Below are 22,849 nucleotides of genomic sequence, written 5' to 3'. Positions count from 1 at the left end.
GGGTCAGCCCCTTTCGGCGATCGCCTTGTCGATGATACGGGCGCCGACGGGCGCCAGAAAATTGCCGCCGAAGCGGAACAGGACGAAGGCGCCGACGAAGAGCAGCAACGGCTCGACGAAGAAGGCGAAGATCGCCGCGATGACGAGCCCGAAGACCAGCGCCATGAAGCCGCCGGTCAATTCGCTCTGACCCTTGGGTCCCAATTCGATCGTGCGGGGGCCCTTGCTGTCCCACCATTTCCCCGTGACGATCGTCTTTCGGCCGCCCGCTTGCGGCTGGGGGCGCGGGGGATGGCGCGCGGGTTGCGGTTGGGCCGCGCTTCGCGGGCTTTCCTGCCAGGGCCGCTTGCGGTTGAGTTCGGCGACGGCGGCCGCCATCCGGTCGTTCGGCGGGCGCGGCGGATTGCGCTGAGGCGCCGCAGCTGCCGCGGCGATGTCGGCGGCGGGTTCGGGCGGCGTGTGCCGCGCCGCCGGCCGGATCGGTTCAACCCCCATCTTGCGATCGTGCATGTCCATCCGCTCGGCGGCGGTCGGCGGGGTCTGGCCGGTTTCCTTGTCGATCACCACCAGCCGCCCGCCGCGTTCGACGACGGAAAAGCGGCTGGGAGGTGGGCGATCAACCAATGCCGAATTGTTCCTTGAGCGCGAGCATGGCGAGCGCGGCCTTCGCCGCTTCGCCGCCCTTATCCTTGCGCGTCTTGTCGGCGCGCGCAAGCGCCTGTTCCTCATCCTCGACGGTGAGGATGCCGTTGCCGATCGCGAGTCCGTCGAGCGTCAGCGCCATGATGCCGCGCGCGCTTTCGTTCGACACGACTTCGAAATGATAGGTTTCGCCGCGGATCACGACGCCGAGCGCGACATAGGCGTCGTAGCGGCCGCTGTCGGCGGCGAGCGAGATCGCCGCGGGAACCTCGAGCGCGCCGGGTACGGTCACCGTCTCGTGGCTATGCCCTTCGGCCTCGAGCGCGCTGCGCACGCCGTCGAGCAGCATGTCGTTGAGGTGCGAATAAAAGCGGGCTTCGACGATCAGGACATGCGCCATCAGGCTTCTCCGGGAATGGGGCGTTCGCCGACAACCGACAGGCCATAGCCTTCGAGCCCGACGATATTGCTGTGGGTGGGCGTGAGCAGTTCCATCGCATGGACGCCGAGGTCGGCGAGGATCTGCGCGCCGATACCATAAGTGCGAAGGTCCATCCCGCCGCTCGGCGGCGGGAGCGCGTCGGCATCGGCCGAACCGGGGAGCGGACGCATCAGCATGACGATCACGCCCGCGCCGGCCTCGCCGATCGCGTCCATCGAACGCTGGAGGCGGCGCTTCTTGGGGCCCGGGCGGCCCATGATGTCGTCGAAAAGCGAAACCGCGTGCATCCGCACCAAGGTCACGCCGTCGGGATCGACCGGTCCCTTCTGCAGGACCAGATTGACGCTGCCGTCGACCTTGTTGCGATAGGATTTGAGGCGCCAGTCGCCGCCATAATCCGATTCGAACGGTTCGTCGGACACGCATTCGACCAGCCGGTCGGTACGGTTGCGATAGGCGATCAGGTCGGCGATCGTGCCGATCTTCAGCCCGTGGCGCCGCGCGAAGGGAATGAGGTCGTCGAGCCGCGCCATCGTGCCGTCGTCGTTCATGATCTCGCAGATCACGCCCGAGGGATTAAGCCCCGCGAGCCGCGCGATATCGACCGAAGCCTCGGTATGGCCGGCGCGCACGAGCACGCCGCCGTCGCGCGCGATCAGCGGGAAGATATGCCCCGGGGTGACGATATCGTCGCGGCTCTTTCCCGCGTCGATCGCGACCGCGACGGTTCGCGCGCGGTCGCCCGCCGAAATGCCCGTGGTGACGCCTTCGCGCGCTTCGATCGAGGTGGTGAAGGCGGTTTCGTGCCGCGTGCCGTTGTTGCGGCTCATCAGTTCGAGCCCGAGCGTGTCGACGCGCGCTTTGGTCAGCGTCAGGCAGACGAGGCCGCGGCCGTGGGTGACCATGAAATTGATCGCGTCGGGGGTCGCCATCTGCGCGGGAATGACGAGGTCGCCTTCATTCTCGCGATCCTCGTCGTCGACGAGGATGAACATGCGGCCGTTGCGCGCCTCGGCGATAATCTCTTCGGGCGTCGCCATCGGCGACAGCTCGCTGCCGTTCGCGAGCCAGTTTTCGAGCTTGCGGAGCGTCTCGGCGGTGGGGTTCCAGCCGGGCGAATCGAGGTCGCGCAGGCTATTGGCGTGGAGGCCCGCGGCGCGGGCGAGGCCCGAGCGCGACATGCTTCCGTCGTCGACGATGGATCGGATGCGATCGATGAGCTGTGTTGACATGCAGATCATGTCTCACACTGAAATGTGATAGTCAATCCATATATCACATTGAGCTGGCTATTTGGGGCCGAAGCTCGGGCCGAATTCGCGAGCCGGCGCATCGCTCTTCGCATCGAGCAGCGCGACGATCTGCCCGCTGCGGTCGTCGCGCTTGGCATAGTCGCGCGCCGACATGCCGGCGACATGGTCGGCCTTGTCGGGATTGGCGCCGCGTTTGACGAGCAGGCGGACCATCGCGCTATTTTTCGCCTGCACCGCGAGGATCAGCGCCGTTTCGCCGCGCCGGTTCGCCTGGTCGACGGGGGCCCGGCGATTGAGCAACTCCTCGGCGCCGTCGGCAAAATTGATGAGTGCGGCGTGCATCAACGGGGTCATGCCCTGCCGATCGGCGATCGACGGATCGGCATCCTTCGCGAGCAGGAAGCGCAGCCAGCTCGCGTCGCGCCGCTTGGTAACGATGGCCAGCGCGGTTTCACCCGATTCGGGATGCCGCGTGTTGATCAGCGAGGCATCGCCTTTCAGCGCGTCGGTCGCCTTGGTCCCGTCGCGGCTTTCGACCGCTTGCAGGAAGGCATAGCCACCGCGGAACTGCGCCTGCGCGGGCGCATGGAACAAGCCTGCCGCCGCGACCAGTGCGAGGAGGAAGGAGGCGAGGCGGAACTCCGCGCGTCGAGACATGATCTGGGCGACCCCTGGGGCAATATGTCCGCCGCTCGCGCGACGACAAAGGTTGATTTTCGGCGGCTAGCCGACCAAGGCTGGCCACATGATGAATATCGCAAATATGGGACAAAGGTTCGTCCGTGCAAGCCTGATCCTCGCTTTCGGTGCGGCGCTCGCCGGATGCAATGGCGCGGCCGACAGCGCGCCCGCGCGGCCGCCGCTCGAAGGCGCGCGCATTGGCGGCGCCTTCACGCTCACCGACCAGGATGGCAAGACGGTCCGCGACAGCGATTTTGCGGGGCAATATCGCCTCGTCTATTTCGGCTACAGCTTCTGCCCCGACATCTGCCCGGTCGACCTCCAGAAACTGATGCGCGGTCTGTCGCAGTTCGAAAAGGCCGACGCCGCGCGCGGCGCCAAGGTCGCGCCGCTCTTCATTACTGTCGATCCCGCGCGCGATACTCCCGAAGCGCTTAAGCCCTTCGTCGCGCGCTATCATCCGCGCCTGCTCGGCCTCACCGGCACGCCCGAACAGATCGCCGCGGTCGCGAAAGCCTTTGTCGTCACATACAACAAGGTGCCGGGCTCGGCGCCCGACCGCTATCTGATGGCGCACAGCCAGCTCGCTTTCCTGATGGATCCCGACGGCAAGCCGCTCGCGCTGCTGCCGCTCGACGATCCGTCGACCGACGCCGACGAGGGTACGCCCGACAAGGTCGCCGCCGAACTGGCGAAGTGGGTCAAGTGACGCAGGGGTCAGAGTTCGGGATTTGCACGTTCGAGGTTTGAAGCGATTTTGTTCAGCGCGAGGAAGCGGGCCGAAGGCATATAGGCATATTCCAAGGCTCGCTGACGCGGCGATGGACAAAATCGGTCAAATCCCGCAGGGACACCGAAATGGCTTCGATCTCGTCTCCGCGCGGCCTTGCCGCTAGAACCACTAGCCGCGGCGGCCCCGCGAAGTCGATATCTTTGCCATTTCGGTGCCTCGAACGTGCAAATCCCGAACTCTGACCCTGTGAGGCGCCCCTTCTGGGAAGCGCCGCTTGCCACTCTCGACGCGGGGCAATGGGAAGCCTTGTGCGACGGCTGCGGCAAATGCTGCCTCCACAAGCTGGAAGATGAGGACACGGGCCGCATCTATCCGACCAATGTCGCGTGCCGCCTGCTCGACCTTTCGACCGCGCGCTGCGGCGATTACAAGCATCGCCGCCGCCATGTCCCCGACTGCCTGACGCTGACCAAGGCGAAGGTCGCCGACATCGAATGGCTGCCGCAGACCTGCGCCTATCGCCTGCGCGCCGAGGGCGAGGCGCTGCCCGACTGGCATTATCTGGTCTGCGGTGACCGCGATGCCGTGCACCGCGCGGGCGAGTCGATCGTCGGCTGGACGGTCGGCGAAGACATGGCCGGGCCGCTCGAGAATCATCTTGTCGAACGCGCCGTCTGATTTCCTTGCCGAGGGGCCGCACATCCGGGTGGGCGACGAGGCCTGGCCGGTGCGTGTCGTGCGCCATGCGCAGTCGCGCCGCTATCGTCTCGTTTTCGATGGCGCGCGCGGCGAACTCCGGCTGACGGTACCGCGGCGCACGAACGAACGCGCCGCCTTGAAATGGGCGAGCGAGCAGCAGGCGTGGCTTGTCGAACAGGTCGGCAAGGCGGCGTTGCCCGTGATCGTCGGGCCGGGCGCATCGCTGCCTTTCCGCGGCACCTTGCGGCACATCGACTGGACGCCGACGGCGCCGCGGGCGATCCGGCTCGACGACATGACATTGCGCGTGGGCGGTCCCGCCGAAAGCGTCGGGCGGCGCATCGAACGCTGGCTGAAGGCGGAAGCGCTCGACCTGATGGAGCGCGAGAGCCGCGACATCGCGGGCGCGGCGGGGTTATCGGTCGGCCGTGTCGGGGTTGGCGACCCGCGCAGCCGCTGGGGCAGCTGCACGCACGATGGCGACCTGCGCTACAGCTGGCGGCTCGTGATGGCGCCCGACCATGTCCGGCGCGCGACGGTCGCGCACGAGGTCGCGCACCTGCGCCATATGGATCACAGCGCCGCGTTCCACGCGCTCGTCGACGAATTGCACGACGGCGACGTCGCGGCGGCGCGCGGCTGGCTGCGCCGCGAAGGGCGCGCACTCCACCGGTATCGTTTTACCGCCTGAGCGCGCTCATTCGGAGGTTTCGGACGGCGGCCGCGGCTGCGACCCCTTGGCCGGGGGCGGCGCGACCTTCGGCACCGTCACCATCTTGGGCTGTCCGCCGTTTTTCGGCGCCGCGCCATTGTCGGCCGGCGGGCGGCGGCCGGTCTGTTCCTCGATCCATTGCTGGTCGAGCACGGGGCCGTCCTCGGTCGGCGGGGGCGGCGCCGCGCCTTCGGGCGGCCGGCTGTCATAGGGCAGCTCGATCGGCATGCCATTCTCGTCGACGAGCGCGCCTTCGCCGGGCTCGCCCATATAGGCTTCGCCCTCATCCTCGAGCTGCCATTCGGGCAGCACGACTTCGGTGTCGAACTGTTCGACCGGGCGGCGCGCCACCGCGACGCGCATATAATCGGCAAAGGCCTTGGCGGGTGCACGGCCGCCCTGCAGCCCGCCGACGGGCTTCGCATCGTCGCGGCCCATCCAGACGCCCGTGGTGATCCCGCTCGAAAAGCCGAGGAACCAGCCGTCCTTGTTGCTCGACGTCGTCCCGGTCTTGCCCGCGACGGGGCGGCCGATCTGTGCCGCCTTGCCCGTGCCGGTGTTCACCGCGGTCTGGAGCAGGTCGGTGATCCCCGCGGCGACCCAATGATCGACCAGCGTCTGCCCGCGCTCGGCAGGGCGTTGATAGAGAAGGTTGCCGCTCGCGGTCGTCACCTTGGTGATGCCATAGGGCTGCACCGACACGCCGCCGCGCGCGACCGCGGCGAAGGCGGCGGTCATGTCGATCACGCGGACCTCGGCGCTGCCAAGCACCATCGATGGGTGGGTGTTGACCGGGGTGGTGATGCCGAAACGGCGCGCCATGTTGGCGACCGCCGAAAAGCCGACCTCGTCGCCAAGCTTCGCCGCGACGGTGTTGACCGAATAAGCGAAGGCGCTGCGCAGGTCCATCGTGCCCGAGAAGCGCCCCGACGAGTTGCGCGGGCTCCAGCCGTTGATCGTCACGGGTTCGTCGACGACGGCGTCGCCGACCTTATAGCCCGCTTCGAGCGCCGCCATATAGACGAACAGCTTCCACGCCGACCCCGGCTGGCGCAGCGCCTGCGTCGCACGGTTATAGTTCGACGCGACATAATCGGTGCCGCCGACCATCGCGCGCACCGCGCCGTCGCGGTCGAGCGAGACGAGCGCGCCCTGCACGCCTTTGGGGGTGTTCGCCTGGATCGATGCGGTCGCGGCGCGCTGCATACCCAGATCGATCGTCGTATAGACGTCGAGCGCCTCGCTGCCCTCATCGATCAGCATGTCGAGCTGCGGCAGTGCCCAGTCGCTGAAATAGCGCGCGCTGTTCTGCCCGGTTTCCTTCGCGAGCTGGACGTTGGCGGGTTCGGCGCTGTCGGCCTGTGCCTGCGTGATCACGCCGGCGTCGACCATGACGTCGAGCACGACGCCCGCACGGCCGAGCGCCGCCTGCGCGTCGGCGGTCGGCGAATAGCGCGACGGCGCCTTGACCAGCCCGGCGACGACCGCGGCTTCCGACAGCGACATTTCGGTCGCGCTGTGGCCGAAGAAGCTGTTCGACGCGGCGTCGATGCCATAGCTGCCGCCGCCGAAATACACCTTGTTGAGGTAAAGCTCGAGGATCTCGTCCTTCGAGAATTTCCATTCGAGCGCGAGCGCGAGGATCATCTCGCGCGCCTTGCGCTTGAAATCATAGCTGTTCGACAGGAAGATGTTGCGCGCGAGCTGCTGCGTGATCGTCGATGCGCCCTGCAGGCGCCGGCCGCTGCCGCGATTCTGGAGCGCGACGACCGCGGCGCGCGCCATGCCGACGGGGTCGAGCCCGGGATGATAGCGAAAACGCCGGTCCTCGACCGCGACCATCGCATCCTGCATGACCTGCGGCGTTTCGCGCAGGGTCAGCCAGCGGCCGTAGTTCGGCCCCAAGGACAGGAAGACGGTGCCGTCGGCGGCGCGGACGCGGATCGTCTGGCCCGCGGGCGATTTCTTGAGCTCCTCGAAGCTCGGCATACGCTGGACGGCAATGCCGACCGCGACGGCGAGCGCGACAAGCCCGACGACCGCGAGGCCGAGGCCCCAGCGAAAGGCGCGGCGCAGCCACACGCGCCAGCGCGGCGGCTCGCCGCCGGGCGTGCCGCTGCCTTTGCTGGACGATGACGATTGTTTCGACGAAGCCTGCTGTCTTTCGCGGCGCAAAGCCCGATTTCCTTCCTTGGGTTCTGACCCTTGCTGCGCCCCTGATGCGTCAGTCCGGGAAGGAGGTTTCAGCCTTCGCCGGTCTGCGCCTCATCCGGCGAGCGGTCGGCGAAGTCAAGCGCCGCGCTGTTGATGCAATAGCGCAAGCCCGTCGGTCCGGGGCCGTCGGGGAAGACATGGCCAAGGTGGCCTTCGCATTTCGCACAGCGCACTTCGGTGCGAACCATGCCGTGGCTGGTGTCGGTCAGTTCCCTGACCGCGGCATCGCCCGCGGGCGCGGTATAGCTCGGCCAGCCCGACCCGCTGTCATATTTGGTGCGGCTGTCGAACAAGGGTTCGCCGCAGCTCGCGCAGCGATACATGCCATCGCCCTTATGGTCGGTATATTTGCCGGTGAAGGCGCGTTCGGTGCCGCCTTCGCGCAGCACGTGATAGGCCATCGGGTCGAGGTCGGCGTCGGATTTTCTGTCGGTCATGGCGGCTCGGCTCCTGAAGGGGACGCCCGGCCCGGGCGTCCCCGCGTTGTCTCCTATATCGGTCCGGACGCGCCGCGCTGCAAGGCCGCGCCGCTCAGTCGCCGCGAATGCGTGTCGCGGACATCGCCCAGCGGACGAGGGGCGGGAGGCCCGACGCCAGCGACACCAGCGCGCGCGCCGTCCGCGGATTCTCGCCTGTCCGCCAGGCGAGGTTCGCGATAGCGAAGGGCTGCGCCATGCGGGCGGCGAGCATGTGTTGATATGCGGGTGCTGCGCCGCCACCGCCGTGACGCCACGCCGCCACCGCGGCGTCGGCGCTCGCGAGGGCGAGGCCCATGCCCTCGCCCGCGAGGCTCGGGATCACGCCCGCCTGATCGCCGAGCCGGAACAGCCCCGGCGCCGTATTGCGCGCGCGCCACCCGTAGGGAACGTGCCCGATCGCATCGATAGTCTGTGTCCAGTCGGCATGCGCGAGCCGATCGCCGAGCCGGGGGGCCGCATCGCCGAGCGCACGCAGCAATGCCGCCGGGTCGCCCCCGGCCTCGTCGAGCCGCGATTTATGCACCGCGAGGCACAGGTTGGCGGTGCCGTCCTCCTGCCGCACCAGCCCCGCATAGCCGCGGTCGAACAGGTGGAGCTCGACCGCGTCGCCGACCAGCCGGTCGAGCGCGGCGTGGTGCGGCAGCCGCAGCCGGAGGCCCATTACCGGATCGGCGCGCTGCCATGCCGCGGGCTCGCGCGGAAAGCCGCGAAAGCCATGCTTGCCGGCGGCGAGGAAGAGCGAGGGGGCCGAAAGCGTGGCGCCGTCGCGTGTCTGTACCGAGCCATTCTCGATCATCGTCGCATGAACGCCGCGATCGAGGCCCGCGCCCGTTGCCCCCGCCGCGGCCTGCAAGGCGCTGTCGAGGCGGCGGCGCGATACGCCCATCGCGGGAGCGGGGAGCGCGGTTTCGCTGCATTGGCGGCCCGCGAACAGCCGCACGCATGTCACCCGCTGGCCGCCGAGTGCCGCGCGGTCGATGCCGAGCGCGTCGAGCCGCGCGAGCGACCGCCAGCTCAGGAACCCGCCGCACAGCGCGTCGCCGGTTTCGCGCGCGCGTTCGAGTAGCAGGACCTTTGCGCCGCCGTGTGCGAGTCCGATCGCCGCGGCCGCCCCGGCGGGTCCGGCGCCGACGACGATCGCGTCGGTCCCGGTCCCCATCCCCGTCACGGCGTCACCGCAGGCGCTCGACGCAGAGGCGGTAGGGAAAGCTGCGAAAGATGCGGCATTCGCTCGCCGTATCGGGCAGCGCTTCGGCCAGCATCGCCCGCCATTCGGCGCGGCGAAAGCTGCGCCCGACCGATAGCTGCCCGTCGCGCCGCACGATCGGATCGACCCACGCCAGTGCCGCGACGAGCGGATAGCCGGCAAAGGGCAGCCGTCGGCGGTGGAGGTCGTTGACGAGCCAGCCGCGCCCCGCCTCTCGCTCCATGAAATGCAGGAATTCGGTGCGCTGTGCGGGTGTCATATGATGGGTGACGAGGCTGGAGAGGATGATGTCCCACCCCTGCCCCGCGAGCGCCCGATAATCGCCCGTGATCAGCCGCGCGCGTCCGCCGAGCCGCGTCGCCGCTACCACTTCGCTCTTGCGATTGAGGTCGACGCCGACAAGGTCGAGCGCGACCCCGCGCCGGTCGCCCCAGCGCGCGATCCGCGCGAGCATGTCGCCCGCGCCGAACCCGACATCGAGGATGCGCCACGGGCGCTCGCCAGCGCCGCGCGTGCGCACCCGGTCGAGGAAGCCGAGAGTCGGCCGCGGTGCCATCGTCAGGCCGTTGATGCGCGAGAGATCGGCGAGCACCCTTGCATAGCGTTCGGGTGCCAGCTCGGCGGCGTCCATCTCCTCTTCTGCCTCGATCGGGACACGAAGGCTGGCGAAGGGGTTCATGACGCGGTGAAGCGGATCGCTTCGGCGGCGAGGCCGGGGCCGAAGGCAATGGCAATCCCCTCCCCGCTTGCGCCGCGCGCCATCATGTCGGCGAGCACGAACAAGATTGTCGCCGAGGACATATTGCCGAAACGCGCGAGCACCGCGCGGCTGTCGGCGAGCGCATCGGGACCGACGCCGAGCGCATGTTCGACCGCGTCGAGCACCGAGCGGCCGCCCGCATGGACCGCGAGCAAAGCCGGCGGTTCGTCGCTACCGAACAATTGGTGCCGTACCGCGGGCGCGGCCAGCGCTTCGCGCAGCCGTCCGGGCACTTCACCCGACAGCTGCATCTCGAACCCCCTGTCGCCGATGTCCCAACGGATCAGGTCGGCGCTGTCCTCGAGCGCGAGGCTGCGCCCTTCGCCGAGCGCCAGCCCGTGCGGCGCGGCCGACACGACGCCCGCCGCGGCACCATCGCTGAACTGCAGCATCATCAGCAGCGGTTCTGCCGCGTCGGCGGGCGACAGGTGCAGGCTCGACAGTTCGACGCTGACCACCAGCACGACAGCGCCGGGTTCGGACCGCACTATATGCCGCGCGGTGCGCAGCGCGGTGACCCCCGCATAGCAGCCCATGAAGCCGATCAGCACGCGCTCGACCGTCGCGGACAGGCCCAGCCGCTGCGCGATGATCTGATCGATCCCGGGCGCAACGAAGCCGGTGCAACTCGCAACGACGATATGGGTGACGCGCGCCGGGTCGAGCGCGTCGCCGAGCGTCGCGACCGCTTCCATCGCGAGATCGGGCGCATATTGCGCATAGGCCGCCATCCGCGCCGAGGTCGGCGGCAGCCCCGGGACGTCGTAGAATCCGCCCGCGCCGACAGGCGATCCGCCGTCGGCGGTGGGCGGCAGCACCGACCAGCGGTGGTCGATTCCCGATCGCGCCGCCATGCGCGCAAAGAGCGCGCGCATCCGCGGGTCGGCCAGTCGCGGCGTCGCCCAGTCGATGAACGCCTGATGGATGTCGTGGTCGGGCACCGCGGTGGCGAGGGCATTGAGCCAAACGGCCGGGGGACTGCTCATGCCGCGGGTTTGACCGAAAAGCGGGCGGCTGGCCAGCGGATAAGCGAGGGTGCCATTTTACCGCGGATTAACCATGAGGCGGGTAGGGTGCCTGCGTGAAACTGCGCCTTTTTCTTTTGTCGGGTCTGCTTGTTGCCGCGGTTCCCCCCGCTGCGGCGCAATGCCAGCTTTGCGCGCCCGATACGACGGCCAGTGGGGCCGCGGCGCGTCAGGCTGCAACGCCGTTGCGCGTCGACGTCGAAACGCGGCTCGACATGGGGCGCATCGCGGTCGGCGCGATGGGCGGCGAGGTCGAGATCGATCCCGCGTCGGGCGCGCGGCGCCTGCGCGGCGACGTCGTCGACCTTGGCGGCTTCGCGCTGACGGGCACCGTCACGGTGCGCGGGGAGCCCGGCGCCGAAGTGCGCGTGATCCTGCCCGCGAGCGTCGATCTCGAAAGCGGCCACGGGCGGACCGCACGCGTCACCGGGCTCGCGACCGACCTTTCGGCCGCGCCGCGCCTTGGCCTCGACGGCCGCCTCGTTTTCCGCTTCGGCGGACGGCTCCAGATCGCCGGCCTCGACGACGGCGATTATCGCGGTCGGATCCCGGTTACGGTCGAATATCAATAGAAGATCGGTCGAACACGCTTTCCATCGACACGAAGCAAAGCGATGGTCCGTCCCCCAACTGGCCGGTAAAATTTGTCATGAACCTGATCGCGCACGTCGAAATCCCCGTCACCGACCTCGAGCGCGCGATGCGTTTCTACGGCCGGCTATTCGACATCGGCTTTGGAGAGGTCGTCACCATCCACGACAACCGGATGGCGTATTTTCCTTTCGGGGAGGGACAGGACGGCGCCAGCGGCGCGCTTGTGCAAGGCGAGGTGTATGTGCCGACGCGCGAGGGCGCGATCGTCTATTTGCGCGTTCCCGACATCGATCGCACCATCGCGCGGGCGGTCGCCGAGGGCAGCGTGCTCCTGTTCCCGAAAACACCGGCCGGCGAAAACCTGTTCGTCGCGGAGATTACCGACAGCGAGGGAAACCGCATCGCGTTGCAGAGCGATTGACGGGCTACCGCCGACCGGGCGTGCTCATTCGCGCGCGCCGAACAGCGCCGTTCCGACGCGCACATGCGTCGCGCCGAGCATGACGGCACTCTCGTAATCGCCGCTCATTCCCATCGAACGCAGCGGCAAGCCGTGGCGCTCGGCGAGTTCGTCGAGCAACGCGAAATAGGGGGCGGGATCGACGTCGGCGGGCGGGATCGCCATCAGCCCGTCGATCGCGAGGCCGGCGTCCTTCGCTTCGGCGAGCAGTGCGGGCAGGTCGGCGACCGTGCAGCCGCCCTTTTGTTCCTCGTCGCCGATATTGACCTGCACGAAGAGCTGCGGCTGCTTGCCCGCTTTCTCGCACGCCTTGGCGAGTGCGTGCACCAGCGACGAGCGGTCGACCGAGTGGATCGCGTCGAACAGCGCCACCGCCTCGTCGGCCTTGTTCGACTGCAACTGGCCGATCAGGTGGAGGACGATACCCGGCGTTTCGCCTTGCAGCTCGGGCCATTTCGCTGCGGCTTCCTGCACGCGGTTCTCGCCGAAGTGGCGCTGACCCGCAGCGATCAGCGGGCGGATCGCGTCGGCTCCGTGCGTCTTCGACACCGCGATCAGCTCGATCTCAGCTGCGCGCCGCTGCGCGCGCTGCGCTGCTCCCGCGATATCGGCCTGTACCTGCGCCAGCCGCTCTGCTGCTTCGCTCATCATATCGTCCCGTTCCGCGCGTTGCGTGCGCTCGCGACGCGCCTATAGAAAGGGCGATGCGCCCGCGCCACCCCCTGCCCCGCAAATTGCCCCCGACGCGATTGCCCAACAGCTGGCTGTTCAGCGACACGCGGGCACATACCGATGTGATTGCGCTCGCCGCGTTGCTTCCGCCGGGCAGCGGTGTCGTCCTTCGGCACGACAGCCTGGCGTCCGGCGCGCGGTGGCGCCTGCTGCGCCGCCTGATGCGGCTGGCGCGCGCGCGCGGGCTCACCGTCCTGCTCGCCGGAACACCCGCGGCGGCGGCGCGCTGGCACGCCCACGGCGTGCATCTTCGCCAGCACGACGCGTGCCGCGCGGCGCAGGCGCGCCGCGCCGGGCTGCTCGTGACGATGCCCGTCCACGACGCGCAAGAGGCGCGCCGCGCGTACCGCGCATGCGCCGACGGCGTGTTCGTCTCGCCGCTTTATCCGACGCGCTCGCACCCTGGTGCTCCCGCGCTCGGCAGTGCGGCATGGCTGCGACTGGCACGGCTCGCCGGTGGGCAGGCGTTCGCGCTCGGCGGGATGACCCCGGCGCGGGCGCGGGCGCTGCGGCGCGCGAGCGGAATCAGCGTCGGCTGGGCGGCGATCGATGCGTGGGAAGCAAAGGCGTCGAAACGCCGGGCGCGTCAGAAGCGGAACGCGGTTCCGACATAGACCGCCTGACTGTCGCGGCGCGAATCGGTCAGCGGCTCGACACGGTCGTCGGCGCGATAACGAACGCCCGCGGTCACATCGATATTCTTGGTCAGGCGATAGCTGCTGACGACATCGACGGCGGGCGCTTCGCCGGGAGCGGTGACGCGGTCGGTCGCGCCGCTAGGGTCGCTGGAGCGGTTGACCATCCGCGTGGCGAAGCGCGACTTTTTCTCGTCCTGCTCGGGGGCCTTCGCGACCGGCAGGTTACGCAGGTCGGTGCCGCGCGGAAGCGACGGGGTGACGAATTTCTCGAACCCGACCGACGCGCCGAGATTATATTTGACCGGGGCGATCGCGATCGGCGCGGTGCGGCCTGCCGCCAGCGCCGAGGTGCGCGCCGCACTCGAGGCGTCGTCGCGGGCGCGGATCACGACGGTGATCGCGCGGTTCTTGCGGCTGCTGTCGGTCAGCGCGGGGGTGAAGCTGAAGCTGCGGCGCGCTTCGGCCGACATCTTGTTGTAGCGGGCGATCAGCCGTTCGTCGCCCGACGCGGGGGTGAACTGGCCAAGCAGGGTTTCGGAAAGCGAGGTGTCGCGGATACGGTCGGCACGCGACATCGCGGCCAGCGCCGGGGGAAGCGCAAGCGAAGCCACCGCGAAAGCGGTGACACTGACTTTCCAAAAATGTCGCGATGTCCGCGCCATTGCTCTGCGACTCCAACCCCAATCGATTCGTCAAATAAGACTCCCGGAGCGAGATTGCCAGTGAATCCCGCCAGATTATTGCAATGATTCTGCTTTTTGCCCGAATTGTTGCGGGATCGTCACAGTGGCCCGCCAATCTGACCAGAATCTGAACGGCGGGCCGGGCGGAATTGCCGCGCTTGCGGGGCGGCGACAAGGGCGATAGAGACGCTGGCAATTCCGTTATGCGCGGCGCGGTTTTCCCTGATTCCGGCGGCGCTCAAGAGATAAGGTGTATCGGCATGTCCAAGCTTTCCGTCCTTGCCACGCTCGGCCGTCGTCCGGCTACGCTCGCGCTGCTCGGACTCACCGCGCTCGGCCTTTCGGCATGCGCGAGCAAGGACCGGCCGCGTGCCGACCTCGCGGCCAGCCAGGTCACGACGATCGGCGTGAACAGCTATTTGTGGCGCGCGTCGCTCGATGCGCTGTCGTTCATGCCGCTGCTGCAGGCCGATTCGTCGGGCGGCGTCATCATCACCGACTGGTATGCGAATCCGGGCAATCCGGGCGAGCGGATGAAAGTCACCGTGTCGATCCTCGACCAGGACCTGCGTGCCGACGCGCTTCGCATCGCGGCCTCGCGCCAGGTAGCGCAGGGCGGCACCTGGGTCGACGCGCCGGTGCAGGCCGCCACGGTGCAGAAGCTTGAGGAAATCATCCTCACCCGCGCCCGCGACCTGCGTCGCTCGGCCATCAAGGGCTAATCCGGCGACGCGGCTTGCGCGTCCCTTAGACAGACAAACGGGGTAACCGACGAATGACCCGCGAACCGCGCTTTGGCGCCCTCGCCGCCGACGCCCGCTGGCAAAAGGCGTGGGAGGCGGCGAACAGCTTTGCCACGACCGATACGGCGGACCGGCCCAAGGCCTATATCCTGGAGATGTTCCCCTATCCGTCGGGGCGTATCCATATGGGGCATGTCCGCAACTATGCGATGGGCGACGTCCTCGCGCGCTTCAAGCGGATGACCGGCCACGACGTGCTCCACCCGATGGGCTGGGACGCCTTCGGCATGCCCGCCGAAAATGCGGCGATGGAAAAGGGGGTCCACCCCGGCGGCTGGACGCGCGACAATATCGCGTCGATGCGCGCGCAGCTGAAGCGCCTCGGCCTCGCGATCGACTGGAGCCGCGAACTCGCGACGTGCGAGCCCGATTATTATGGGCAGGAACAGGCGCTTTTCCTCGATCTGTTCGCGCACGGCCTCGTCACGCGCAAGCACAGCTATGTCAATTGGGACCCTGTCGACATGACCGTGCTCGCGAACGAGCAGGTGATCGACGGCCGCGGCTGGCGCTCGGGCGCGCTCGTCGAAAAGAAGAAATTGTCGCAGTGGTTCCTCAAGATCACCGACTTCGCCGACGAGTTGCTCGAAGGCCTCGATGCCCTGGACAAATGGCCCGACAAGGTGCGGCTGATGCAGGAAAACTGGATCGGCAAGTCGCAGGGGCTGGAGTTCGGCTTCAAGCTCGCGGGCGGCGCGGTCGGTTTCGATGTCTTCACGACGCGCCCCGACACGCTCTACGGCGCGAGCTTCGCGGCGATTTCGCCCGACCATCCGCTCGCCGAACGCCTTGCCAAGGATTCGCCCGAGCTCGCGGCGTTCATCGAGGAATGCCGCCGCCAGGGCACCGCCGCCGAACAGCTCGACACGGGCGAGAAGATGGGCTTCGACACCGGGCTTTCGGTCGAGCATCCGCTCGACGCCAATTGGCACCTGCCCGTCTGGGTCGTGAACTATGTGCTGATGGACTATGGCACCGGCGCGATCTTCGGCTGCCCGGCGCACGACCAGCGCGACCTCGATTTCGCGCATAAATATGAGCTGCCCGTCTATCGCGTGATCGCGGACGGCGACGCGACCGACCAGCATTTCACCGGGACCGAGGCCTACACCGGCCCCGGCCGCCTCGTGAACAGCCACTTCCTCGACGGCATGACGATCGACGAAGCCAAGGCCGCTGTCATCACGCGGGCCGAACATGAAGGCTGGGGCAAGGGCACGACCGTGTGGCGCCTGCGCGACTGGGGCGTTTCGCGCCAGCGTTACTGGGGCACGCCGATCCCGTTCATCCATTGCGATGCGTGCGGCACGGTGCCGGTTCCCAAGGGCCAGCTTCCCGTCGTGCTGCCCGAGGATGTCGATTTCTCGGTCCCCGGCAACCCGCTCGACCGCCATCCGACGTGGAAGCATGTCGCCTGCCCGAGCTGCGGCGGCGAAGCGGTGCGCGAAACCGACACGCTCGATACCTTCGTCGACTCGAGCTGGTATTTCCTGCGTTTTGCGAGCTCGCCGGCCGACAAGCCGTTCGATCCCGAGGTGATCCGCCGCTGGCTGCCCGTCGACCAGTATATCGGCGGGATCGAGCATGCGATCCTCCACCTTCTCTACGCACGCTTCTGGACGCGCGCGCTGCAGAAGATGGGCATGATCGACATCGCCGAGCCCTTTGCGAGCCTGTTCACGCAAGGTATGGTGACGCACGAAACCTATAGCCGCGCGCAGGGCGAAGGCCTGCCGCCGCTTTTCTTCACGCCCGACGAGATCGAACGCGGCGCCGATAGCGCGACGCTGACCGCCGATGGCGCGCCGGTCGATATCGGCCGCGTGATCAAGATGTCGAAGTCGAAGAAGAATGTCGTCGATCCCGACGCCATCCTCGACCAATATGGCGCCGACGCCGCGCGCTGGTTCATGCTGTCCGACAGTCCGCCTGAGCGCGACCTGCCGTGGAGCGAGGCGGGGATCGAGGGCGCGTGGCGCTTCGTCCAGCGCCTGTGGCGCCTGTTCGGCGATACCGAAAATGTCGGCGACGGCAGCGAAGACTTGGGCCTTGCGCGCAAGCTGCACCAGGCGATCGCCGGGGTCGCGGCCGATATCGAGGCGCTCGGCTTCAACAAGGCGGTCGCCAAGATCCATGCGCTCGCGAACGAGGTCGAGAAAGCGAAACCCTCGGCAACGCGCGCCGAGGCGTGCCGCACCTTGATCCTGCTCGTCGCGCCGATGCTGCCGCACCTCGCCGAAGAGGCGTGGGCGGCGCTGCCGACAAGCCAGCGCACGACGCCGATGATCGCCGATGCCGCCTGGCCCGCCGCCGATCCGGCACTGCTCGTCGATGATGAGGTGACAATCGCGATCCAGATGGCGGGTAAGCTGCGCGATACGATGACGCTCGCCAAAGGCCTCGACAAGGATGCAGTGGAAGCCGCCGCTCTCGCGCGCCCGCGCATCGTCGAGCTGCTCGCCGGCGCCGCGCCGAAGAAGGTGATTGTGGTCCCCGACCGTTTGGTGAATATCGTTCCCTGATGCGCTTGCTTCTCGTCTCCTGCCTCGCGGCCGCCTCGCTGACCATCGGCGGTTGCGGGCTGCGTCCGCTCTACGCGAACGGCAGCAAGGGGGCGGTGGCGCAGGTGCTGGCCGATGTCGATGTCGCGCCGATCGAGGGGCACAACGGCTGGCTCGTCCGCAACGCGCTGCGCGATCGGCTGCAGGCGACGCAGGGCGGCGAGGGCGCGGGCAAGCGTCTCCGCCTCGACGTCCGGCTCGAGGATTCGATCACCGGCTTCGGCGTCCGTGCCGACGATGCGGTGACGCGCGAACGCCGCACCCTGCGCGCGCGCTACCAGCTCGTCGATGCGGCGTCGGGCGAGGTTCTGCTCGACGCGACCGCGGCGCAGGACGCCGGGATCGACGTCGTCGGCAGCGAATATGCGACGATCGCCGCCGAATCGACCGCGCTCGAACGCCTCGCCTCGGGGGTCGCCGACCAGATCGTCGCGCGGCTCGCGGTTTATGCGAACCGTGGCGGCGGCCAGCCGGCGGTCGCGCCCGCCCCGGCTCCCGCAGGGCAATGAAGAGCGTCAAGCCGGCCGAACTCGAACGTCTCTCGCGCCTCGACCCCGCGGTTCGTTTCACCCTCCTGACCGGCCCCGACGAGGCGACGATGGAAGCCGTCGCGGGCCATTTGATCGGGCTCGCGGGCAAGGATGCCGAGCGGCTCGACCTGACCGGATCGCAGTTGTCGCAGGACCCGTCGCTGCTCGCGGCCGAGGCGGCGTCGATGTCGCTCTTTTCACCCTCTCGCGTGATCCGGCTCGAACTGTCGGGCAGCGGCGACGACAGCCTTGCGGCGGTCGAGGCGCTGCTCTCCGTCGACACCGCGATCAATCCGGTGATCGCGACCGGCGCGTCGGTCACCGCGAAATCGAAACTCGTCAAGCTCGTCGAAGGCGCCGACCATGCCGTCGCCGCGATCTGCTACCAGCCAGACCGGCGCCAGCTCGTCGGCATCGCGATGGCGGCGGCCGAGGAACAGGGGCTGCGGATCGCCAACGCCGATGCGCAATTGTTCGTCGACCTGGTGTCGGGCGATCAGGCGCTGATGCGGCGCGAGATCGAGAAGATGGCGCTCTATCTCGACGCCGGTCCCGACCGCCAGCGACAGGTGACCGCCGCCGACATCGCGGCATTGGGCGCCGCGACGCATGAAGAGGATGTCAGCGAGTGCATCAATGTCGCATTGGGCGGCAAGGTGCGCGAGCTTCCCGCGATGCTTGCGAAAGCGGCGGCGATCGGCGTCGCCGAAATCCGCATCATCCGTGCGCTGGCGATCCGCGCGCTGGCGCTCGCGCGGCTGCGGGCCGAGGTCGACGGCGGCGCGCACCCCGCGACCGTCGTGTCGGCGCGCACCAGCGGTATTTTCTGGAAGGAACGCGACGCGGTGACGGCGCAGCTCCATATCTGGGATTCGGTGCGTATCGCGCGGCTGATGAGCCGGCTCATCGACTGCGAACGCGCGCTCAAATCGTCGGGCACGCCGGGGGCGGTGCTGTTCCGCAAGCTGATGACCGACATCGCGCATCAGGCCGCGCGCGCGCGATAACGACGCGCCGCCTGCGACCGCCGCAAAAGAAAAGGGCAGCGGTATCGTCGATACCGCTGCCCCCCGGGACTACCCTGTAACGAGGGTTAGAAGTTCAGTTTCACGCCCCCCGAAATATAACGCCCGATCACGTCGAAGTTGGGGCTGGTATAGGGCGTGATCGGCGGGTCGCGGTCGAACAGGTTGTTGACGTTGCCGAACAGGGTGAACGGGCCGGCTTTGAACTGGGCGCCGAGGTCGATGTAGGTGCGGCTACCGACCTTGTTGTTCACGATCGGCACCGGGACATTGTTCACCACCGTCAGCGGGCGGTCGAGGCCGCCGTCGACGTAACGGACACGCAGGTTCGCACCGAAGCTGTCGTTGTCGAACGCGATCGTGCCCGTCCCGCGCCATTTCGGGGTCGAGAAGGCGGTATCGCCGCCGACGTAGCCCGAAACGTCGGCGCCGTTGATCTTCAGGTTGAAGACATGGTTGGCCAGTGCGCGGAACGACAGGTTTCCGTCGCCGAGCGGCATGCGATACGATGCCTCGATGTCGAGCCCCTGCGTCGCGTAGTTGGCGAGGTTGCGGAAACCGTTCGTGATCGACCCGATGGTGCCATTGGCTTCGCGGACGATCGTGCCCTTGCACGTCGGATCGTTCGGCGCGGCCGCGAAACATTGCTTGAGGATGTCGTTCGCGGTGACCGTCGTGATCACATTGTCGATGTCGATATCATAATAATCGACCGACAGGCGGAAGCCCGGAACGAAGGAAGGTGAATAGGATCCGCCGAGCGTGAGCGTATGGGCGATTTCGGGCGTCAGATTGGCGTTGCCGCCGCCGTACACGACGACATTGTTCTGGACCGCGCCGTTCTGACCCTGGAACGGATCGAAGACCGTGCCGATGTTCGTCGAGCGGCTGAGATAATATTCGGTGATGCTCGGCGACCGGATATCGCGCGAATAGACGGCGCGGAAGAGCAGGTCATTGACGACGCGCAGCGTGCCGCCGGTTTTCCACGACCAGATGCCGCCGCTGGTGCTGTAATCCGAATAGCGCGCGGCGCCGTTGACTTCGAGCTTCAGCGTGTCGGCGATGTCGAGCAGCGGTACGTTCACTTCGGCGAAGGCTTCCTTGACGTTGAAGCTGCCGTTCGTCGCGGACGAATTGAGCGTGCCGAGCGCGTTGGCGAGCGACAGCGGGTCGACATAGTTGGTGACCTGTTTTTCCCAGCGGACGTCGGTGCCGAACGCGATGTCGACGGCGCCGGCCCAGGTCGAGAAAGGCTGGCCCGACACGCTGGCGCCTGCGGCGTCGAGCTTGATCGTATAGATCAGGTGCGAACCACCAAAGGCCCACGCGGCGGCCGCGTCGGAAATGCTGCCGTTGCCGAACAGGTTGATCGGCACACAGCTGGCGTCGTCGTTCGTCGTCGACGCGTCGGCGTTGATGCGGCACGTAGGCGTGCCGTTCACGAGCACCGAATCGACACCATTGGTGAAACGCGACTTGATCCGCTGGTTGTTGAGCCGCTGGTTGAGCCGGATTTCGCCGTGATTATAATAGGCGTCATATTTCCAGCCGTCGCCGAAGCTGCCTTCGAGGCCGATCGAGCCTTCGAGATTGCGGCGGCTGTATTTGAACGTCATCACCCCGTCGGGGCCGACGTCGTCGAGCACACGGCCGAGCAGGAAGGGACCCGTGACGCCTGCGGCAGCGAGCTGGTTGCGGTTCGCCTGCGTCAGGAAGGCGTTGTCGGGCATGATGACCGCAGCAGGCGTTTCGGGGAAGAAGCTGTAGTTCGCCGACATGCGGTGATAGCTGAAATTGGCCCAGACCTTCAGCGAGTCGGTGAGGTCATAGCTGGCGCGCGCGAAAAGGTTAGCGCGCTCATAGGGCGTGCTGACCGCGACATAGTCGAAGATATTCTGGCCGCCGCCACCGATCGTCGTGACGCCGTTCGTGACGCTGCCAAGCGGGAAGGCGCCGATATTGCCGTCGGAATTGAAGACCAGATTGCGGGGGGCGCCAGCGAGGGTGAGGATCGAGCCACCGTTGTAAAGCTGCGTCGAATTGGGGTCGCGCACCAGTTCGAGCTTGTTGTCGGGGCGCTGGAACAGGCCGGCGACGAGATTGGGGCGATCGTCGCGGCTGAGCGCGCCGCGCTCGTTCATATATTCGCCCGCGACCATGAAATGCCCGCGCCCGCCGGCGAAGTCGGTACCCCATGCGATGTCGGCGCCGTAACGCGCCATATCGCCGCGCGACGAGATCCCCGACTGCACGCCCATGCGCCAGCCGTTGAAATCATCGTCGAGGATGATGTTGACCACGCCCGCGACCGCGCCCGAACCCCAGGCAGCCGATGCGCCGCCGGTGACGACGTCGATCCGCTTGACCAGGCTCTGCGGTACGATGTTGAGGTCGTTGGCACCCGCAAAGCGATGGCCGTTGAGCAGGGTGAGGGTGCGGACCGATCCGAGGCCGCGCATGTCGGCGGTCGACACGCCGCTGTTTGTATTGCCCGGCGTCGTCGACGGCGTCGAGCTCGCGCGGAACTGGGGTGCATCGTTCAGGACCTGCGCGATGCTGGGGCGGTTGCCGAGCGCGAGTTCGGCCTCGCCGATCACGGTCGTCGGCGTCGGCGCGTCGAAGCCCGAACGCTGGATGCGCGAACCGGTAACGATGATTTCGCTGTCCGAAGCGGCGGCTTCGGGGGCAGCATCGGCCGACTGGGCGTAGGCCGGGCTGATGCCGGCCAGCATCGAGAGCGCGGTACCGGCGTACCAGCAGGATTGAACGAGCTTCATAGATATCCCCTTTGCCAAAACGGACGGCGAGACCTGCTCCCTGCCCGGTGATCGTCTTCTATTTTCACTAAGAGGCCCGTACGGCCTTCGCCTTTGCGGATTTCTATAAAGTCGGGCTGAATGGAAAAAGCAACCCTGATATGGACAAAATTTTCAATTGTGGAAAATTTGTCACGGCGTATTTCGCCGCGCCGGTGTCATCGCTCTGGAAACCATAGATTTTCGACGAAGTCGATCTTGCAAAATTTGTTGGCCACCGGCGCAAATCGATCGCGGAGCCGGATTTGGAGGCCGGATTTCGGCGCTCCGCCGGGCAGGGCTACGATGAAGAGTCCTGCGATGAGAAAGTAGATCGTGCACAATCGTGTAAATTGAAGTGCACGATTGTGCACGTTATGGCGCCGCCATGATGAATGACCATCCGACCATCCGGCGCGACACGATTGCCGCCCGACTCGCGAACCAGCAGCCAGTCTCGGCGACCGCGCTGGCGGCCGAATTCGATGTTTCCGAAGATGCGATCCGCCGCGACCTGCGCGCGCTCGCTGCCGAGGGCCGGTGCCGCCGCGTCTATGGCGGCGCGCTGCCGATCCTGCCCGACGCGGCGCCCCTCGCGGCGCGGCTGGGCGAGGGGCGCGAGGAGAAGCATCGTCTGGCGCGTGCTGCTGCGCTGGCCGTCGGGCCGGGCGAGTTCTTGTTCCTCGACAGCGGTAGCACCAACCTCGCGCTCGTCGAATTCCTGCCCGAAGACGCCGACCTGACCGTCGCGACCAATTCGGTCGACATCGCCGCGGCGGTGCTGCGGCGGCAGGACCTGCGCCTGATCGTCGTCGGCGGGGTGGCCGATTCGCTGGTGGGGGGGTGCATCGATGCGGTGGCGGTGCAGGCGATCGTCCAGATGCGGTTCGACCGTGCCTTTATCGGCGCCTGCGCGATCTCCGAAGACGGCGCGGCGGCGGATCATTTCGAGGACGCGACCTTCAAGCGCGCGGTCGTCGCATCGGCGCGGCGCACCGTCGTCCTTGCGACCGATGACAAGCTCGGACGCCGCGCGGTCCATCATATCGCGTCGCTTCGCCAGATCGACATGCTCGTCGTCGGTCCCGGCGTGTCCGACGATCAGCGCGCATCGCTCGATGCAGCCGGCGTGCGCGCCGTGATGGTCGCGGGTCGCGACTGATGTTTCTTGGGATGGA

General features: G+C 67.5%; 23 protein-coding genes. 11 read left to right on the top strand and 12 right to left on the bottom strand.

Annotated elements, in window-relative coordinates; genetic code table 11:
- Window positions 1–3: 3 nt before the first annotated feature.
- From VGN62_RS18120 to VGN62_RS18105, 4 genes are read right to left on the bottom strand one after another with little or no spacing between them, the layout of a single operon-like run.
- Entirely contained in the window at window positions 4–624 is a 621-nt protein-coding gene (locus VGN62_RS18120) for a hypothetical protein (RefSeq protein ID WP_327456485.1), read from the bottom strand.
- Complete coding sequence (ribH, locus tag VGN62_RS18115; protein WP_327456483.1) at window positions 617–1,042, bottom strand: 6,7-dimethyl-8-ribityllumazine synthase; 426 nt, start codon at window positions 1,040–1,042, stop codon at window positions 617–619. Before ribH ends, VGN62_RS18120 begins: the two co-directional genes overlap by 8 nt.
- A complete protein-coding gene (ribB, locus tag VGN62_RS18110; protein ID WP_327456481.1) occupies window positions 1,042–2,316 on the bottom strand; it encodes a 3,4-dihydroxy-2-butanone-4-phosphate synthase in 1,275 nt (424 codons plus the stop codon). The genes ribH and ribB overlap by 1 nt, the downstream gene beginning before the upstream one ends.
- Window positions 2,317–2,373: 57 nt before the next feature.
- A complete protein-coding gene (locus tag VGN62_RS18105; RefSeq protein ID WP_327456479.1) occupies window positions 2,374–2,994 on the bottom strand; it encodes an ankyrin repeat domain-containing protein in 621 nt (206 codons plus the stop codon).
- A gap of 88 nt (window positions 2,995–3,082) precedes the next feature.
- Here VGN62_RS18105 and VGN62_RS18100 point away from each other — a divergent pair, with 88 nt between their 5' ends.
- From VGN62_RS18100 to VGN62_RS18090, 3 genes are all read left to right on the top strand, one after another.
- Window positions 3,083–3,727: an SCO family protein gene (locus VGN62_RS18100; RefSeq protein ID WP_327456477.1), complete on the top strand. Its 645-nt coding sequence runs from the start codon at window positions 3,083–3,085 to the stop codon at window positions 3,725–3,727.
- 270 nt (window positions 3,728–3,997) lie between these two features.
- A complete protein-coding gene (locus tag VGN62_RS18095) occupies window positions 3,998–4,429 on the top strand; it encodes a YcgN family cysteine cluster protein (protein ID WP_327456475.1) in 432 nt (143 codons plus the stop codon).
- Complete coding sequence (locus tag VGN62_RS18090; RefSeq protein ID WP_327456473.1) at window positions 4,410–5,141, top strand: M48 family metallopeptidase; 732 nt, start codon at window positions 4,410–4,412, stop codon at window positions 5,139–5,141. The genes VGN62_RS18095 and VGN62_RS18090 overlap by 20 nt, the downstream gene beginning before the upstream one ends.
- Before the next feature lie 6 nt (window positions 5,142–5,147).
- On the opposite strand, the gene VGN62_RS18085 is transcribed toward VGN62_RS18090, so the two are convergent.
- The 5 genes from VGN62_RS18085 to VGN62_RS18065 all read right to left on the bottom strand — a co-directional run bounded on the left by VGN62_RS18085 (window position 5,148) and on the right by VGN62_RS18065 (window position 10,808).
- On the bottom strand, window positions 5,148–7,337 hold the full coding sequence (locus VGN62_RS18085) for a transglycosylase domain-containing protein (protein ID WP_414713298.1): 2,190 nt from the start codon (window positions 7,335–7,337) through the stop codon (window positions 5,148–5,150).
- 68 nt (window positions 7,338–7,405) lie between these two features.
- Window positions 7,406–7,813, bottom strand: a complete 408-nt coding sequence (gene msrB / locus VGN62_RS18080; RefSeq protein WP_327456471.1) for a peptide-methionine (R)-S-oxide reductase MsrB — start codon at window positions 7,811–7,813, stop codon at window positions 7,406–7,408.
- 94 nt (window positions 7,814–7,907) lie between these two features.
- Window positions 7,908–9,014, bottom strand: a complete 1,107-nt coding sequence (locus VGN62_RS18075; RefSeq protein ID WP_327457019.1) for an NAD(P)/FAD-dependent oxidoreductase — start codon at window positions 9,012–9,014, stop codon at window positions 7,908–7,910.
- A 13-nt stretch (window positions 9,015–9,027) separates the two neighbouring features.
- Window positions 9,028–9,741 (bottom strand): methyltransferase domain-containing protein, encoded by a 714-nt coding sequence (locus tag VGN62_RS18070; protein WP_327456469.1) that lies wholly within the window; start codon window positions 9,739–9,741, stop codon window positions 9,028–9,030.
- Entirely contained in the window at window positions 9,738–10,808 is a 1,071-nt protein-coding gene (locus VGN62_RS18065; RefSeq protein WP_327456467.1) for a type III polyketide synthase, read from the bottom strand. The genes VGN62_RS18070 and VGN62_RS18065 overlap by 4 nt, the downstream gene beginning before the upstream one ends.
- Before the next feature lie 95 nt (window positions 10,809–10,903).
- Here VGN62_RS18065 and VGN62_RS18060 point away from each other — a divergent pair, with 95 nt between their 5' ends.
- Window positions 10,904–11,419 carry a DUF4402 domain-containing protein gene (locus tag VGN62_RS18060; protein WP_327456464.1) on the top strand — a complete coding sequence of 172 codons (516 nt, stop codon included), beginning with the start codon at window positions 10,904–10,906 and terminating at the stop codon, window positions 11,417–11,419.
- Window positions 11,420–11,496: 77 nt separating this feature from the next.
- Window positions 11,497–11,862 carry a VOC family protein gene (locus tag VGN62_RS18055; RefSeq protein ID WP_327456462.1) on the top strand — a complete coding sequence of 122 codons (366 nt, stop codon included), beginning with the start codon at window positions 11,497–11,499 and terminating at the stop codon, window positions 11,860–11,862.
- Window positions 11,863–11,886: 24 nt separating this feature from the next.
- On the opposite strand, the gene VGN62_RS18050 is transcribed toward VGN62_RS18055, so the two are convergent.
- Entirely contained in the window at window positions 11,887–12,549 is a 663-nt protein-coding gene (locus tag VGN62_RS18050; protein WP_327456460.1) for a YggS family pyridoxal phosphate-dependent enzyme, read from the bottom strand.
- Window positions 12,550–12,605: 56 nt separating this feature from the next.
- Here VGN62_RS18050 and VGN62_RS18045 point away from each other — a divergent pair, with 56 nt between their 5' ends.
- Window positions 12,606–13,247 carry a thiamine phosphate synthase gene (locus VGN62_RS18045; protein ID WP_327456458.1) on the top strand — a complete coding sequence of 214 codons (642 nt, stop codon included), beginning with the start codon at window positions 12,606–12,608 and terminating at the stop codon, window positions 13,245–13,247.
- Here VGN62_RS18045 and VGN62_RS18040 read toward each other — a convergent pair.
- Window positions 13,220–13,882 (bottom strand): hypothetical protein, encoded by a 663-nt coding sequence (locus VGN62_RS18040; RefSeq protein WP_327456456.1) that lies wholly within the window; start codon window positions 13,880–13,882, stop codon window positions 13,220–13,222. The two genes, VGN62_RS18045 and VGN62_RS18040, sit on opposite strands and share 28 nt — an antisense overlap.
- 332 nt (window positions 13,883–14,214) lie before the next feature.
- On the opposite strand from VGN62_RS18040, the gene VGN62_RS18035 reads away from it, so the two are divergent.
- The 4 genes from VGN62_RS18035 to holA are packed head-to-tail and all read left to right on the top strand — an operon-like array spanning window position 14,215 to window position 18,855.
- Window positions 14,215–14,676 carry a DUF3576 domain-containing protein gene (locus VGN62_RS18035; protein ID WP_327456454.1) on the top strand — a complete coding sequence of 154 codons (462 nt, stop codon included), beginning with the start codon at window positions 14,215–14,217 and terminating at the stop codon, window positions 14,674–14,676.
- A gap of 53 nt (window positions 14,677–14,729) precedes the next feature.
- Window positions 14,730–17,279 (top strand): leucine--tRNA ligase, encoded by a 2,550-nt coding sequence (gene leuS, locus VGN62_RS18030; RefSeq protein ID WP_327456452.1) that lies wholly within the window; start codon window positions 14,730–14,732, stop codon window positions 17,277–17,279.
- Window positions 17,279–17,827: an LPS assembly lipoprotein LptE gene (gene lptE, locus VGN62_RS18025; RefSeq protein WP_327456450.1), complete on the top strand. Its 549-nt coding sequence runs from the start codon at window positions 17,279–17,281 to the stop codon at window positions 17,825–17,827. Before leuS ends, lptE begins: the two co-directional genes overlap by 1 nt.
- Window positions 17,824–18,855, top strand: coding sequence for a DNA polymerase III subunit delta (holA, locus tag VGN62_RS18020; protein ID WP_327456448.1), 1,032 nt, complete (start codon window positions 17,824–17,826; stop codon window positions 18,853–18,855). The genes lptE and holA overlap by 4 nt, the downstream gene beginning before the upstream one ends.
- A gap of 86 nt (window positions 18,856–18,941) precedes the next feature.
- On the opposite strand, the gene VGN62_RS18015 is transcribed toward holA, so the two are convergent.
- The gene (locus VGN62_RS18015; protein ID WP_327456446.1) at window positions 18,942–21,653 is read right to left on the bottom strand and encodes a TonB-dependent receptor plug domain-containing protein; all 2,712 of its coding nucleotides are present in this window, start codon (window positions 21,651–21,653) and stop codon (window positions 18,942–18,944) included.
- A 406-nt stretch (window positions 21,654–22,059) separates the two neighbouring features.
- On the opposite strand from VGN62_RS18015, the gene VGN62_RS18010 reads away from it, so the two are divergent.
- A complete protein-coding gene (locus VGN62_RS18010) occupies window positions 22,060–22,833 on the top strand; it encodes a DeoR/GlpR family DNA-binding transcription regulator (protein ID WP_327456444.1) in 774 nt (257 codons plus the stop codon).
- Window positions 22,834–22,849: the final 16 nt, after the last annotated feature.

Source organism: Sphingopyxis sp., from assembly GCF_035998905.1.
In the GTDB taxonomy this organism is placed as follows: domain Bacteria; phylum Pseudomonadota; class Alphaproteobacteria; order Sphingomonadales; family Sphingomonadaceae; genus Sphingopyxis.
Note: the sequence above shows the minus strand (reverse complement) of the source record. Positions and strands in the feature narration are given on the sequence as shown.